The 13,059-nt window shown below is 70.7% G+C and carries 13 protein-coding genes; 8 read left to right on the plus strand and 5 right to left on the minus strand.

The annotated features are described in order from the left end of the window. Positions 1-52: 52 nt before the first annotated feature. The gene (gene cofC / locus ABZW96_RS00075) at positions 53-736 is read right to left on the minus strand and encodes a 2-phospho-L-lactate guanylyltransferase (RefSeq protein ID WP_355069806.1); all 684 of its coding nucleotides are present in this window, start codon (positions 734-736) and stop codon (positions 53-55) included. Between the two features lie 31 nt (positions 737-767). On the opposite strand from cofC, the gene ABZW96_RS00080 reads away from it, so the two are divergent. Together ABZW96_RS00080 and ABZW96_RS00085 are read left to right on the plus strand one after the other, a co-directional pair. Then, a complete protein-coding gene (locus tag ABZW96_RS00080; protein ID WP_355069808.1) occupies positions 768-1,763 on the plus strand; it encodes an NAD(P)H-dependent glycerol-3-phosphate dehydrogenase in 996 nt (331 codons plus the stop codon). A gap of 76 nt (positions 1,764-1,839) precedes the next feature. Beyond that, the gene (locus ABZW96_RS00085; protein WP_355069809.1) at positions 1,840-2,943 is read left to right on the plus strand and encodes a D-alanine--D-alanine ligase family protein; all 1,104 of its coding nucleotides are present in this window, start codon (positions 1,840-1,842) and stop codon (positions 2,941-2,943) included. Positions 2,944-2,995: 52 nt separating this feature from the next. Here the strand turns inward: ABZW96_RS00085 and ABZW96_RS00090 are convergent, their stop codons facing one another. Continuing rightward, complete coding sequence (locus ABZW96_RS00090; protein WP_355069811.1) at positions 2,996-3,763, minus strand: DUF3515 domain-containing protein; 768 nt, start codon at positions 3,761-3,763, stop codon at positions 2,996-2,998. A gap of 152 nt (positions 3,764-3,915) precedes the next feature. On the opposite strand from ABZW96_RS00090, the gene thiL reads away from it, so the two are divergent. From thiL to ABZW96_RS00110, 4 genes are read left to right on the plus strand one after another with little or no spacing between them, the layout of a single operon-like run. After that, positions 3,916-5,067, plus strand: coding sequence for a thiamine-phosphate kinase (gene thiL, locus ABZW96_RS00095; protein ID WP_355069812.1), 1,152 nt, complete (start codon positions 3,916-3,918; stop codon positions 5,065-5,067). An 11-nt stretch (positions 5,068-5,078) separates the two neighbouring features. After that, a complete protein-coding gene (locus ABZW96_RS00100) occupies positions 5,079-5,762 on the plus strand; it encodes a uracil-DNA glycosylase (protein WP_355070973.1) in 684 nt (227 codons plus the stop codon). A gap of 50 nt (positions 5,763-5,812) precedes the next feature. Then, entirely contained in the window at positions 5,813-6,052 is a 240-nt protein-coding gene (locus tag ABZW96_RS00105; protein ID WP_355069814.1) for a hypothetical protein, read from the plus strand. 59 nt (positions 6,053-6,111) lie between these two features. Continuing rightward, positions 6,112-6,975 carry an alpha/beta hydrolase gene (locus tag ABZW96_RS00110; protein WP_355069816.1) on the plus strand — a complete coding sequence of 288 codons (864 nt, stop codon included), beginning with the start codon at positions 6,112-6,114 and terminating at the stop codon, positions 6,973-6,975. Position 6,976: 1 nt separating this feature from the next. Here ABZW96_RS00110 and ABZW96_RS00115 read toward each other — a convergent pair whose 3' ends face one another. From ABZW96_RS00115 to rpmB, 3 genes are all read right to left on the minus strand, one after another. Then, the gene (locus ABZW96_RS00115) at positions 6,977-7,765 is read right to left on the minus strand and encodes an enoyl-CoA hydratase-related protein (RefSeq protein ID WP_355069818.1); all 789 of its coding nucleotides are present in this window, start codon (positions 7,763-7,765) and stop codon (positions 6,977-6,979) included. 79 nt (positions 7,766-7,844) lie between these two features. Then, positions 7,845-8,384, minus strand: coding sequence for a GNAT family N-acetyltransferase (locus tag ABZW96_RS00120; RefSeq protein ID WP_355069820.1), 540 nt, complete (start codon positions 8,382-8,384; stop codon positions 7,845-7,847). Positions 8,385-8,472: 88 nt separating this feature from the next. Continuing rightward, positions 8,473-8,664 (minus strand): 50S ribosomal protein L28, encoded by a 192-nt coding sequence (gene rpmB / locus ABZW96_RS00125; RefSeq protein WP_039799620.1) that lies wholly within the window; start codon positions 8,662-8,664, stop codon positions 8,473-8,475. A 329-nt stretch (positions 8,665-8,993) separates the two neighbouring features. Between rpmB and ABZW96_RS00130 the strand changes: the two genes are divergently transcribed. Together ABZW96_RS00130 and recG are read left to right on the plus strand one after the other, a co-directional pair. Continuing rightward, complete coding sequence (locus tag ABZW96_RS00130) at positions 8,994-10,736, plus strand: DAK2 domain-containing protein (protein WP_355070975.1); 1,743 nt, start codon at positions 8,994-8,996, stop codon at positions 10,734-10,736. A 2-nt stretch (positions 10,737-10,738) separates the two neighbouring features. Beyond that, on the plus strand, positions 10,739-13,021 hold the full coding sequence (recG, locus tag ABZW96_RS00135) for an ATP-dependent DNA helicase RecG (RefSeq protein ID WP_355069822.1): 2,283 nt from the start codon (positions 10,739-10,741) through the stop codon (positions 13,019-13,021). The last annotated feature ends 38 nt before the right edge of the window (positions 13,022-13,059 follow it).

Here is a 13,059-nt window from a genome sequence, read left to right on the forward strand (position 1 = left end):
GTGCATCCCGCGACCGTGATCGTCATGTGTCTCACGCCACCACGGCGACCGGCTAGCACACGTGTGGAACGTGTTCGTGAACGCCGCCCGGCCAGCCGATGTCGTGCAGGACAGCACGCGTCGCGTTTCCGGCCCCGAGTGCCACCGCGCGGTCCAGATCGGCGGGGGTGTCGACGTCCAAGCGCAGGCCCGGCCAGTCCCCGGTGAGATCGACCGCGCCCGCGTCGATATGGCTGCGTGCCGACCCGGGACCGAAACGGGGATCGAGCGCGGCGACCGGGTCGCGAACCACGAGCGCGGCGGTGCCGCTGCCCTCGTGATCGATCACGATCGAGCGCAACCCGCGCGGGGCGGCGGCGAGCATGTCCGACAGTTCTTCCGGGCGCAGCGCGGGCAGATCCGCCTGCAAAGCGAGCAGATCGATCGGGCCGTGCGCGCCGCGCAACGCGGCGGCGGTGGCGGCGAGCGCGGTGTTCAGCCCGTCGGCGTGCCGCTGACGCGGTTCCGGATGGACTTCCGCGCCCAACGTGCGGGCCAGGTCCGCGACGGCGGGGTCGGGCGTGACCACGGTGACCGATACGACCTCGCCGACCGCCGCGGTGGCGGTCACGGTGTCGGCGAGCATGGCCAACACCAACCGGGCCCGGTGCTCCGGGCGCAGCCGGTCGGCCAGTCGGCTCTTGGCCTGATCGAGGCTCTTGACCGCGATCACGGCATGCACGGCGTGCGGGCGCATGCGAGCAATCCTTCCATGGCATATTGGGCTGATGACGAGGGCGGCAGTGCTGGGCGCGGGATCGTGGGGCACCGCGTTCGCGAAGGTGTTGGCGGACGCGGGAACCGAGGTCACGATCTGGGCCCGGCGGCCCGAGGTCGCCGCGACGCTGGCCTCCGAACATCGCAATCCCGATTACCTGTCGGATATTCCGCTGCCGCCGGTCGCGGCCACCCACGACCCGGCGGTGGCGCTGGATGGAGCGGACATCGTCGTGCTGGCGGTGCCGTCGCAGTCGCTGCGGGCCAACCTCGCGGAGTGGAAGGGGTTGATCCCGGGCGACGCCACGCTGCTGAGTCTGGCGAAAGGCATCGAGACCAGGACGCTGCTGCGGATGAGCCAGGTGATCGAGGAGGTCACCGGGGCCGATCCGAGCCGGATCGCGGTGCTTTCCGGACCGAACCTGGCGCGCGAGATCGCGGTGGGCCAGCCTGCCGCGACCGTGGTCGCCTGCTCGGACAACGATCGCGCGGTGGCGGTGCAGCACGCCTGCGCGACCGGATACTTCCGTCCCTACACCAACACCGACGTGGTCGGCTGCGAGATCGGCGGCGCTTGCAAGAACGTCATCGCGCTCGCCTGCGGCATCGCGTCGGGAATGGGACTCGGCGACAACTCGATCGCCAGCCTGATCACCCGCGGTCTCGCCGAGATCATCCGGCTCGGGGTGGCCCTCGGCGCGGAGCCGGTGACGCTCGCGGGTCTGGCCGGCGTCGGAGACCTGGTCGCCACCTGTACCTCCCCGTTGTCGCGCAACCGGTCGTTCGGGCACGTGCTCGGCGCGGGCGGATCCATGGACGCCGCCCAGTCGGCCACTCATGGCCAGGTCGCCGAGGGTGTGAAGTCCTGCACATCGGTGCGCGCGCTGGCCGAGCGGCACGGCGTCGAGATGCCGCTGACCACCGCGGTGCATCAGGTCTGTCACGAAGGGCTCTCCGTGCGCGAAGCCGTCGGCAACCTGCTCGGGCGGCGGATGAAGCCCGAGTGAGCCCGCTCCGCCCCGGCGGGAGTGTCCGGGACGGTCAGCGGTGGGAGTGCGCATCGAAACGGGTACGGTTCGGGGCATGACGAACCGGATCAGGGTGGCTGTGGTGTTCGGCGGGCGCAGTAACGAGCACGCCGTGTCCTGCGTATCGGCCGGTAGCGTGCTTCGCCACCTGGATCAGGAGAAGTACGAGGTCGTGCCGATCGGCATCACCACGGAAGGTCGCTGGGTGCTCGGCGGTTCGGAGGTGGCCGCGCTCGGCATCCACGATCGCGCACTGCCGTCGGTGGACGCCACCGGCACGGCATTGACCCTGGCCGCGGACCCCAGCCGCCCCGGGGCGCTGATCGCGCTCGACGATCCCGGCGCGGCGCTCGGCTCGGTCGATGTGGTGTTCCCGATCCTGCACGGACCGTTCGGCGAGGACGGCACCCTGCAAGGGATGCTGGAACTTGCCGGAATTCCCTACGTCGGCCCCGGCGTGCTGGCCAGCGCCGCGGGCATGGACAAGGAGTTCACCAAGAAACTGCTCGCGGCGGAGGGGCTGCCGATCGGCACGCAGGTGGTGTTGCGGCCCGGCACCGCGACGGTCACCGAGGAAGACCGGCTGCGCCTGGGTCTGCCCGTGTTCGTCAAACCGGCCCGTGGCGGCTCATCGATCGGCATCACCCGGGTCACCGACTGGAACGAGCTGGACGCGGCCATCGCCGTGGCGCGCGCGCATGATCCGAAGGTGATCGTCGAAGCGGGCATTGTCGGGCGTGAGGTGGAGTGCGGGGTCCTGGAATACCCGGACGGCCGGGTCGCGGCGAGCGTGGTGGCGGAGATCCGGATGCCGGAGACCGGCGTCACCGTCGACGGACCCGCGTTCTACGACTTCGACACGAAGTACCTCGACGACGTCTGCGAATTCGACGTTCCCGCGAAACTGGACGACGAGGTGTCCGACCGGATCCGGGAATTGGCCGTGCGTGCCTTCCAGGCTCTCGACTGCCAGGGACTGGCGCGGGTCGATTTCTTCGTCACCGAGCAGGGGCCGGTCATCAACGAGATCAACACGATGCCGGGATTCACCGCCATCTCCATGTATCCGCGCATGTGGGAGGCCACCGGCATCGACTATGCCGCACTCGTCTCCACGCTCATCGAGACCGCGCTCGTTCGCGGCACCGGGTTGCGTTAGGGCCTGCCGTCGTCGGGTGCGCCCCAGGTGATCGGCGCGCGACTACTCGGAGTCAGTTGGGCAGCGGTCCCGGGTCGATCGGCTGGGCCGGGAGGTTGGCGGTGATGGTGTCGGAGACTTCTTGCAGCGGTGTCGGACCGGAGCCGTCAGGGACGGTGAGGGCGACGTAGGTCCCACGGTCGACGGCGAACCACGTGCTCGCCTTGGCGGCCTGGTCGCGGACCTCGAACCACTGCACGCCGTTCACGATCTGCAGCGGCGAGGCGCGATTGAATTCCAACGGGCGATCCAGCCCGCAGCGCAGCACGATGGCGTCGCCGCCGTCGGCGCGCTGCCATGCGCGTGTGGCGGGCGGAGCGGGCTCGACCAGCGTCGATTTCGTGAAATCACCCAGCTCCGCGGGTAAGGCGGGCAGCAGGGCGGCGCACGCCGGGCCCTCCGCAGCCGGAGCCGGGACAGGGCCGAGCACCAGCGGTTCGCGCTCGACGGGCGCGCGGTGCGCGAGTACGGCGGCGACGAGCACCGCGACGACCAGCACGACCGGAAGCGCCACGGCGGTCGCGATGAGCGCGGGCGGGTACTGGTGTGCCGGGGACGACGCGGGGCGGCTGTCCGGCTCACCGGTATCGGTATCCGCTTTCGCGCTGTCCTCGCTCTTCGACAAGGAAGGAGTGGTCCGCGCGTCCGAGTCGGCGGCTTGTGGGCGATCGGACGCATTGTCCGTCGCCGCCGGTTCCTTCGGGGCGCTCCCGGGATCCGTGGCATCGGTGCGTTCGTGCTCGGGCTCCGCCGAATCACGGTCCGACGAATCCGCCGCCATGCTCACCGATCCTTTCCGCTACGCGCGTCGTCGCTGCCGCGCCGCAGGGCCGTTGGTACTCGAGTGCCCCCGAAAGGGTACCGTCGGGCTCATTCCAGCAAGCAGCGCGCCGGAGAGGATCGGTCATCAGCGCCAGCAGTGCCCCGAGGACAGTGCGTGAACTGGGCGAGTTCGCGCTGATCGAGCGCATCAACGCGGGTCGCGTCCAGGCGCCGGGTGTGCTGCTCGGCCCCGGTGACGACGCGGCGCTGGTCGCGGCGCCGGACGGCCGTTTCGTGGTGACCACCGACATGCTCGTGCAGGACCGGCACTTCCGGCTGGACTGGTCCAGCCCCGAGGACGTCGGCCGCAAGGCGATCGCGCAGAACGCCGCCGACGTGGTCGCCATGGGGGCGACGCCGACCGCGTTCGTCGTCGCGCTCGGCTGCCCGGCCGAGACCCCGCTCGAGGTGATCGACGGACTCGCGGACGGCATGTGGGCCGAGGCCGCCAGGGCGGGCGCGTCCATCGCGGGCGGCGACCTGGTCCGCAGCCGCGAACTGGTCGTCTCCGTCACCGCCTTCGGTGATCCGGGCCGCGGCGCGCCGGTCACCCGAGCGGGTGCCCGCGTGGGCGATGTCGTCGCGGTAGCGGGCCGCCTCGGCTGGTCGGCCGCGGGACTGGCCGCCTTCACCGCCGGAGCGACCGGACCGGAGTTCGTGGGAGTGCTTGCCGCGCATCGCGTTCCGCAGCCGCCGTACGCGCTCGTGTTGGACGCGCTGCGGCGCGGGCGATACGGCGGGTCAAATCGGTCTGAGGTGCAGCATGATTCGGCGTCCGAGGTAACTGCCGGAGATCCCGCGACCGCACGCCTCGATTCGGGAGTGCCTGGCTCCTTCGGGACCTCGGCCATCGAGTCGTCCGCACCGGTCACGCTCGACGAGGACTTCGGAACCGAAGCGTCCGACGTCGGCCCGCACGCGCTGACCGACGTGTCCGACGGACTGCTCGCGGATCTGGGGCACATCGCGTCGGCCTCGGGCGTGGCCATCGATCTGGATTCGGCCGCCCTGCGCGACCCTGCGCTGGAACCGATCGCCGCCCGGCTGGATGCCGATGCGGCGCAATGGATCCTGACCGGCGGAGAGGACCATGCCTTCGCGGGCACCTGGGCGCCGGACGGTGCGCTTCCCCCTGGATGGGTCGCGGTCGGGCGGGTTCTGGCCGGTCGCGGGCTCACCGTCGACGGTGTGGCGCAGACCGGCGACGTCGGGTGGGAATCGTTCCGTGGGGCGGACTCGTCATGCGACGGCCGGTCACGCTAAGTTGTGCGGTCATGGGCGCGAAACCACTGTCGGAAATCATGGATCCGGGATGGGCGAAGGCACTCGAGCCGGTGGCGGATCGGATTACCGCCATGGGCGATTTCCTTCGTGCCGAGAACGCGGAAGGCCGTGGCTATCTACCGTCCGGTGACAACGTGCTGCGGGCCTTCCAGCGTCCGTTCGACGCGGTGCGCGTGCTGGTCGTCGGCCAGGATCCGTATCCGACGCCCGGTCACCCGATGGGGCTGAGTTTCTCCGTGGCGCCGGATGTTTCGCCGATCCCGCGCAGCCTGGCCAATATCTTCGCCGAATACAGCAAGGATCTCGGTCACCCGACGCCGTCCTGTGGCGATCTGAGCCCGTGGTCGGACCAGGGTGTGCTGATGTTGAACCGAGTGCTCACCGTGTCGCCCGGCAAGCCTGCCTCGCACCGCGGCAAGGGGTGGGAGGCGGTCACCGAGCAGGCGATCCGCGCCTTGGTCGCCAGGGACGAGCCGTTGGTCGCGATCCTGTGGGGCCGCGACGCGGCGACGCTGAAGCCGTTGCTGACCGAGTCCGAGGTGCCCTACATCGAGTCCGCGCATCCGTCGCCGCTGTCGGCGTCCCGCGGGTTCTTCGGTTCCCGCCCCTTCTCGCGAGTGAACGAACTGCTCGACGAACTGGGGGCCGAACCGGTTGACTGGCGCCTGCCCTGAGTTGGGCGTCTGTGTGTGATCGACCGAGTTAACGAGTGAGGAGCTGTTCCATGCACAACAACACCGTCCGGGGCGCGCTGCGCGGTACCACCGCGACCCTGGCCTTCTGCGCCGCTCTGAGCAGTGGCGCCGCCGTCGCGAGCGCGGCTCCGCTGCGGCTCGAGCCGGCCACGGAGACCACCACGGCCCCGGTCGCCGAGGAATACACCTCCAGCGGTTCCTCCACCATCTCCGCGTCGTTCAACGCCAAGATCGCGTGCCTGTTCTTCGCGGGCAACCTCGCCTGCTGAACACTCGAAACGCCGGGTTCGCGCCAGCGCGTCCCGGCGTTTGTGCGATCCTACGGATCGTGAGTAATGCGAACTATCTTCTCGAACCGTCCCGGCTCCGGCTGCGCGGTTCGGGCGGAATCGAGCTGGCCGCCGATCAGTTCGGCCCGGTCGACGGCCCGCTCGTCGTCTTCCTGCACGGTGGCGGGCAAACCCGCCATTCGTGGAAGAAGACCGGAGCCCGGCTCGGCGCGTCGGGAATGCGGGTGGTCACGGTGGACGCCCGCGGCCACGGCGACAGCGAGTGGGCGCCGGATCGTGACTATCGGCGCCAGACCATGGTGGACGACCTGCTGCTCGTGCTCGAACAGCTGGGCGAGCCCGCGGTGGTCGTCGGGGCCAGCATGGGGGGAATCACCGGTCTGCTCGCCACCGCGCGGCCCGGCGGGGATGCGATCAGCGCCTTGGTGCTCGTCGACATCGTGACCAGGCCCGAGCCGGAAGGCGTCGCCCGGGTGATCGACTTCCTGGGCAAGCATCGCGACGGTTTCGACAGCCTCGAACAGGCCGCCGACGCGGTCGCCGAATACCTGCCGCACCGCCCGCGGCCGAAGAGCCCCGAAGGACTGCTGCGCAATCTGCGTGAGCGCGACGGCCGCTGGTACTGGCACTGGGATCCGGACATGCTCAGTGATCGGGTCGAGGACCCGTCCGCGATGATCGAGCCGATGGAGGACGCGGCGCGGGCGCTGCGCATCCCGGTGCTGCTGGTGCGCGGCATGCGCTCGGACGTGGTCAGCGCCGAAGGAGCCGAAGCGTTCCAGCGGCTGGTGCCGCACGCACAGCTGGTCGAGATCGGCGGCGCGGCGCACACCGCGGCCGGTGACGACAACGACTCGTTCACCGACGCGGTGGCGAAATTCGTGCTCTCCACCCGGGAGTGATTCAGGCGAGTCCGGCGTAGTCGGGTTTGCGTTTCGCGACGAACGCGTCGACGCCCTCGCGTCCGGCGGCGGAGCCCGCGGCAGCGGCGATACCGTCGCGCTCGCTGTCGAGATGATCGCTCAGCGTCGCGGTGCCCGACTGCCGCAACAGCGACTTGATGCTCGCGTGGGTAGAACGCGGTCCGGTGGCCAGAGTGCGTGCGAGGCGCTGCGCCTCCTCGGCGATCTCGCCGTCGGGGACCAGCCTGCTCAGCACGCCGAGGCGCACTGCCTCGTCGGCGTCGATGACGGCGTCGGTGAGCAGGATTTCGCGCGCCCGCCCCTGCCCCACGATGCGCGGCAGCGTCCAGGACATGCCCCCGTCGGGGCTCAGTCCGATGCCGGGATAGGCCGGGCGCAGTTTGGTGCCGGGCCCGCCGAGGGCTATGTCGGCCAGGCAGACCAGGCTCATGCCCGCGCCCGCGGCCCAGCCCTGCACCGCCGCGACCACCGGCACCGCGGTCGCGTCCAGCGCGCGGACGAAATCGTGCAGATCGGTGGCCAGACCGCGGATGTGCGCGGAGCGGTCCTGCGCCGCGGCGAAGCCGCGCACGTCGCCGCCGGCGCAGAAGTTCGCGCCGGTGCCGCGCAGCAGCACCGCGCCCACCTCGGACCCCAGCGAACCCAGTGCGGCGGTGCCCGCGTTGATGCCCGCGAAGTCCATGGACGTGCCGTTGGCGGAGGTGGCGATGGTGATCTGGAGGACGCCGTCGACGGTCGTCACGTAGCCGGTTTGCTCGCTGGTGGTCATGATCTGCACCTTAACGGGCGCGGCCGGACGCAGTCCCTCGGTAGTCCGCACGGCAACCGGAGCGAGGGCGAGGTTACCTCTAGCGGCCGTCGTCCGACACCGACTCGGCGTGCGTCGTCGGCGTGCGCACCATGCGCACCTCGATCGCGGCGGTGAACGGTTCGACCTTGCGCGTGCCGTCGAGCACGAACCCATGCCGCCGGTAGAACGCCTTGGCGCGCGCATTCTGCTCGAACACCCACAGCGAGCACGGAGCGGCCGGATCGAGCGCGGCGCGGATCAGGTCGTCGGCGACCCCGCTGCCGTGCCAGGAGGAACGCACGTAGAGCGCGTGCAGTTCGATCGGGATCACCGCGTCCGGGTCGCCGGGCGGGCCCGCGCTGGAGAATCCGATCACCACGTCATCGACGACCGCGACGTGCGTGCGGCCCGGATAGCGCAGCCGGTCGCGCTCCCACTGCTCGGCCCGTCGTCCGATATCGAAGGCGTCGAGCACGTGCGCGGGCACCAGCCCCCGGTACGCCTCGCGCCAGCAGGCGATGTGGCATTCGGCGAGGCTGTAGACGTACTCGGCGGTCAGCGGCTGAACCCGCCACGGATGCTCGGTCACAGCGGCCATGCGCGGCCCGCACTCATGACAACGCCCCGGACCACCCGATGCGGGTGCCGGGGCGTGTACCGACGAGGCCGGTCAGCCCGAGGGCGGATCAGCCGCGGGCGACCTTGCCCGCCTTCAGGCAAGAGGTGCACACGTTCATCCGGCGGGTGTTGCCCGGGGCGACCTGCGCGCGAACGGTCTGGATGTTCGGGTTCCAACGACGGTTGGTGCGCCGGTGCGAGTGCGAGACCGACTTCCCGAAGCCGGGGCCCTTGGCGCAGACGTCGCAGACGGCAGCCATAGTCGCGAACTCCTTCATGTCAATGGTGGGGACCGCCGCTTTCGCGGTGCGGCGCATCCTCGTGCAATGTCGAGTGCCCTGTCAGCGGAGAGCCGACCAGCGCAGACCGGTGACGGCCGCGCGAGGCAACCCTGCAAGGGTAGCTGTGCTGCCTTCGATCCACCAAACCGGTCCCCGTGAACGAGTGCCGGATCGGTCGCCGGGCATATCCATTCTAATGACGCGGTCTTACCGGTCGCCTGTCGGGACCGCCCGCTAACCTGGCGGGCGGTGGTGGTGCGCAGGTGGCGGAAGGGAGTGAGGTGACGGTGTCCGGAGCGCGAGACGTGATGGACGGCACGGCATTGCTGCGCTGGGGCCGTACCTGTCTCGCCGGCCTGGAGCATCGGCGCGAGGAGATCAACGCGCTCAATGTGTTCCCCGTCCCGGACGCGGATACCGGCACCAATCTGCTGGCCACGATGCGTGCCGCGGTGGAGGCGGGGGAGGCGGCCGCGCGGGCGGACGGGAGCGCCGCCCGTGCCGTCGCCGTCGCGATGGCGCACGGCGCGACGGTCGGCGCCCGCGGCAATTCCGGGATCATCCTGTCGCAGGTACTGCGCGGCGTCGCGGACACGGTGCACGGCGGTCCGTTCACGGCCGACAGCCTGCGCGCCGCGCTGGCCAGGGCCTCCGAACTGGTCCGTGAGGCACTGAGCGTGCCGATCGAAGGGACGATCCTCACCGTGCTCGACTGCGCGACCGCGGCGGCCGCGGCATGCCCCGACCAGGAATTGGCGGATGTGGCACTCGCGGCGGCCGACGGCGCGGCCAAAGCGCTCGGCGACACCCCGTTCCAATTGGGCGTGCTGCGTCGGGCCGGTGTCGTCGACGCGGGAGCCCGAGGGTTGGTCGTGCTGCTGGACAGCTTGGTCGCCGTGACCCGAGGCGAGGCGCCGACGCGGCCGGAGTACCCGCGGCCCGCGGCGGCCGACCGTTCGGCGCCCGCCGGCGAGGCCGAACCGCAGTACGAGGTGATGTATTTGCTGGCCGACTCCGACGAGCGGAAAGTGGCCGCGTTGCGCGCCCGTCTCGGCGAACTCGGCGACTCGGTCGTCGTCGTCGGCGACGGAAGCGGATCCTGGTCGGCGCACGTGCACTGCGCCGATGCGGGTGCGGCGGTGGAAGCGGGCATCGCGGCGGGCATGCTCAGCCGGATCCGCGTCGAGAACGTCGCTTTCGCTTCGCACGCGGACATATCCGAGGTGTCGAGCGGCCTCGGCGCGGCTGATCGCGCCACGCGCGCGAACCCCGGCGAACTGTCCGATGGCGATGCGTCCCGGACCGGGCCTGCCCGAGGCGAAGGCATCGCGGGATCGGTTCCGCCCGCCGATTCGACCCAGGTGGTGGCCGGTGCGCTCGGCCCGAGCGTAGCTCCGGCCGACCGCGGGATTCTGGCGGTGGTCGCGGGTGCGGGCGCGGCGACGCTGTTCGAGGACGCGGGCGCGGTGGTGCTGGCAGGCGAGCCCGTCACCGCGGCAACTCTGCTGGCCGCGATCCGGCGTATGCCGAACCGAGAGGTACTGGTGCTGCCCAACGGCGCGCTGCCTGCGCACGAATTGGTCGCCGTCGGTGTCGCCGCGCGTGACGCCCACCGGGACGTGCTGCTGTTGCCGAGCGCGTCGATGGTGCAAGGACTGGCGGCCTTGGCCGTGCACGACCGCGGGCGGATCGCGGTGGACGACGCCTTCGCCATGTCCGAGGCGGCCGCCACCACGCGCTGGGGATCGCTGCGCGCGGCGACCGAGCGCGCGCTCACCATGGTCGGCACTTGCGAACCGGGCGATGGGCTCGGTCTGGCCGGGCACGACGTCGTCGTGATCGAGCGCGATGTGCCCGCCGCCGGGCGGACGCTGCTGGACCGGCTGCTCGCCTTCGGCGGCGAGCTGGTCACCCTGCTGATGGGCGCGGCGGCGCCGGAGGGCCTCGGCGACGAACTGGCGGCGCATATCGCGCAGAACTTTCCCGGCGTCGAGGTGATCGTGTATTCCGGTGGGCAGCAGGGCGATTCGGTGCAGATCGGAGTGGAGTAGGCATGGCGGCACTGAGTGATCGGCTCGACCACATCCTCGGCGCGAAGGCAGCGGACTCGCTCGCGGACGCTTTCGACATGCGGACCGTCGAGGATCTGCTGCGGCACTACCCCCTGCGATACGCGACGCAGGGGCAGCCGCTCACCGAGGAAGCGCCGGAAGACGGTTCGCACATCACCGTCATCGGCCGGATCACGAAGGCCGAGTTGCGGCCGATGCGCAACCGCCGCGGTTCCCTGCTGAAGGTGGTCCTCGACACCGGCTCGGGGCGCGGCGTGGACGTCACCTTCTTCAACGGCGACAAGGTGAAGTACGTGGTCCGCGAAGGGTTGCGCGCGATGATGTCGGGCACGGTGAACTACTGGCGTCCCGGCCAGTGGAACCTCAGCCATCCCGGCTACTTGATCCTGCCGGAAACCGAGGGCGATGACGATTCGGTCGGCGCGCTGACCAGGGTGCGCGGCGGCGGAGACCTGCGCGGCCTCGCGGAGAGCGCGAAAGGCGCGGGGGGAGTGGACACCTCGTTCATGGAACGCGAGTTCATCCCGGTCTACCCGGCGACCGCGAAGGTGCAGAGCTGGGACGTGCTCGCCTGCGTGCGTCAGGTGCTCGACCAGCTCGATCCCCTCGACGATCCCGTACCGGAAGACGTGCGCGCCGAACGCGCGCTGCCGAACCTGTCCGACGCGCTGCGCCTGATCCATCTGCCCGAACGCAAGGACGATATCGATCGAGCCAAGGACCGGCTGCGTTTCGACGAGGCGCTGGCCTTGCAATTGGTCTTGGCCGAGCGCAGGCACGAGGTGTCCGGGCGCAGGGCGCGCGCTTGTGCTCCGCGGCCGGACGGTATCGCCGCGGCGTTCGAGCAGCGACTTCCGTTCGAACTCACCGCGGGGCAGCAGCAGGTCGTCGCGGAGATCTCCGCCGACCTGGCCCGTGAACAGCCGATGCACCGGCTGCTGCAAGGCGAGGTGGGCTCCGGCAAGACGATCGTCGCCCTGCACGCCATGCTGCAGGTGGTGGACGCGGGACTGCAGTGCGCGCTGCTCGCCCCGACGGAGGTGCTCGCCGCGCAGCACTATCGGTCGCTGCGCGGAATGCTCGGTGACCTGGGCGCCGCGGGCGAGCTGGGCGCGGCCGACCACGCCACCCGAGTGGTGCTGGTGACCGGGTCGATGTCGGCCTCGGCCAAGAAGGCGGCGTTGCTGGAAGCGGTGACCGGTGAGGCGGGCATCGTGATCGGCACGCACGCGCTGATCCAGGACAACGTCGAGTTCTTCGACCTCGGCATGGTGGTGGTCGACGAGCAGCATCGCTTCGGTGTCGAGCAGCGGGATGCCCTGCGCGCCAAGGCGAAAGCGGGCGCCAGTCCGCATCTGCTGGTGATGACCGCGACCCCGATCCCGCGCACCATCGCCATGACCACGCTCGGCGATCTGGAGACCTCCACGCTGACCGAACTGCCGAGAGGCCGCTCGCCGATCGTCTCCAGGGTGGTGCCGCGCAGGCAGCACCCGAACTGGGTGGATCGCGCCTGGGAGCGGATCGTGGAGGAGGTCGCCGCCGGGCGCCAGGCGTACGTGGTGTGTTCGCGCATCGGCGACGACGAGGAGGCCGCGGGCAAATCCCGCAACGGGCGGGCGAAGAACGGCGACGGCGAGAAGGACGGCCCGACCACCGAGGCCGTGCTGGACGTGTTCGAGACGCTGCGCGCGGGCCCGCTGTCCGGCGTGCGGGTCGGCTTGCTGCACGGCAGACTGCCCGCCGACGAAAAAGACCAGGTGATGCGGGCGTTCAACGACGGATCGGTGGACGTTCTGGTGTGCACCACCGTGGTCGAGGTCGGTGTGGACGTGCCCAACGCGACGGTGATGGTGATCGTCGACGCCGACCGGTTCGGCGTCAGCCAATTGCATCAGCTGCGCGGCCGGATCGGGCGGGGCGAGCACCCCGGTTTGTGCCTGCTGATCACGGATGCCGCGCCAGGCGGGTCGGCCATGGCGCGTCTGGACGCGGTCGCCGCCACCACCGACGGCTTCGAACTCGCGGTGCTCGACCTGCGGACCCGGCGCGAGGGCGACGTGCTGGGCGCCGCCCAATCCGGCACCGCCCGCTCGTTGCGCCTGCTGTCACTGCTGGACGATCTCGAGGTGATCACCGCGGCGCAGGAGTTCGCCCGCGCGGTGGTGGCGTCCGACCCGGGGCTGCGCGGGCATCCCGGGCTGGCGGGGATGATGCACGCGGCGGTGGACTCCGAGCGGCTGGAGTATCTGGCCAAGTCTTGATCGCACCGGCGGTGTGGACGGGAGACGTCGGACTCCGG

The sequence above is a fragment of the Nocardia sp. NPDC004168 genome (assembly GCF_040610355.1).
GTDB classification, from domain to species: Bacteria; Actinomycetota; Actinomycetes; order Mycobacteriales; family Mycobacteriaceae; genus Nocardia; species Nocardia sichangensis.

Coding starts and splice junctions, on each gene's coding strand:
- cofC (WP_355069806.1), bottom strand. CDS start 736: ATGCGCCCGCACGCCGTGCATGCCGTGATCGCGGTCAAGAGCCTCGAT.
- ABZW96_RS00080 (WP_355069808.1), top strand. CDS start 768: ATGACGAGGGCGGCAGTGCTGGGCGCGGGATCGTGGGGCACCGCGTTC.
- ABZW96_RS00085 (WP_355069809.1), top strand. CDS start 1,840: ATGACGAACCGGATCAGGGTGGCTGTGGTGTTCGGCGGGCGCAGTAAC.
- ABZW96_RS00090 (WP_355069811.1), bottom strand. CDS start 3,763: ATGGCGGCGGATTCGTCGGACCGTGATTCGGCGGAGCCCGAGCACGAA.
- ABZW96_RS00100 (WP_355070973.1), top strand. CDS start 5,079: ATGGGCGCGAAACCACTGTCGGAAATCATGGATCCGGGATGGGCGAAG.
- ABZW96_RS00105 (WP_355069814.1), top strand. CDS start 5,813: ATGCACAACAACACCGTCCGGGGCGCGCTGCGCGGTACCACCGCGACC.
- ABZW96_RS00115 (WP_355069818.1), bottom strand. CDS start 7,765: ATGACCACCAGCGAGCAAACCGGCTACGTGACGACCGTCGACGGCGTC.
- ABZW96_RS00120 (WP_355069820.1), bottom strand. CDS start 8,384: ATGGCCGCTGTGACCGAGCATCCGTGGCGGGTTCAGCCGCTGACCGCC.
- rpmB (WP_039799620.1), bottom strand. CDS start 8,664: ATGGCTGCCGTCTGCGACGTCTGCGCCAAGGGCCCCGGCTTCGGGAAG.
- ABZW96_RS00130 (WP_355070975.1), top strand. CDS start 8,994: ATGGACGGCACGGCATTGCTGCGCTGGGGCCGTACCTGTCTCGCCGGC.
- recG (WP_355069822.1), top strand. CDS start 10,739: ATGGCGGCACTGAGTGATCGGCTCGACCACATCCTCGGCGCGAAGGCA.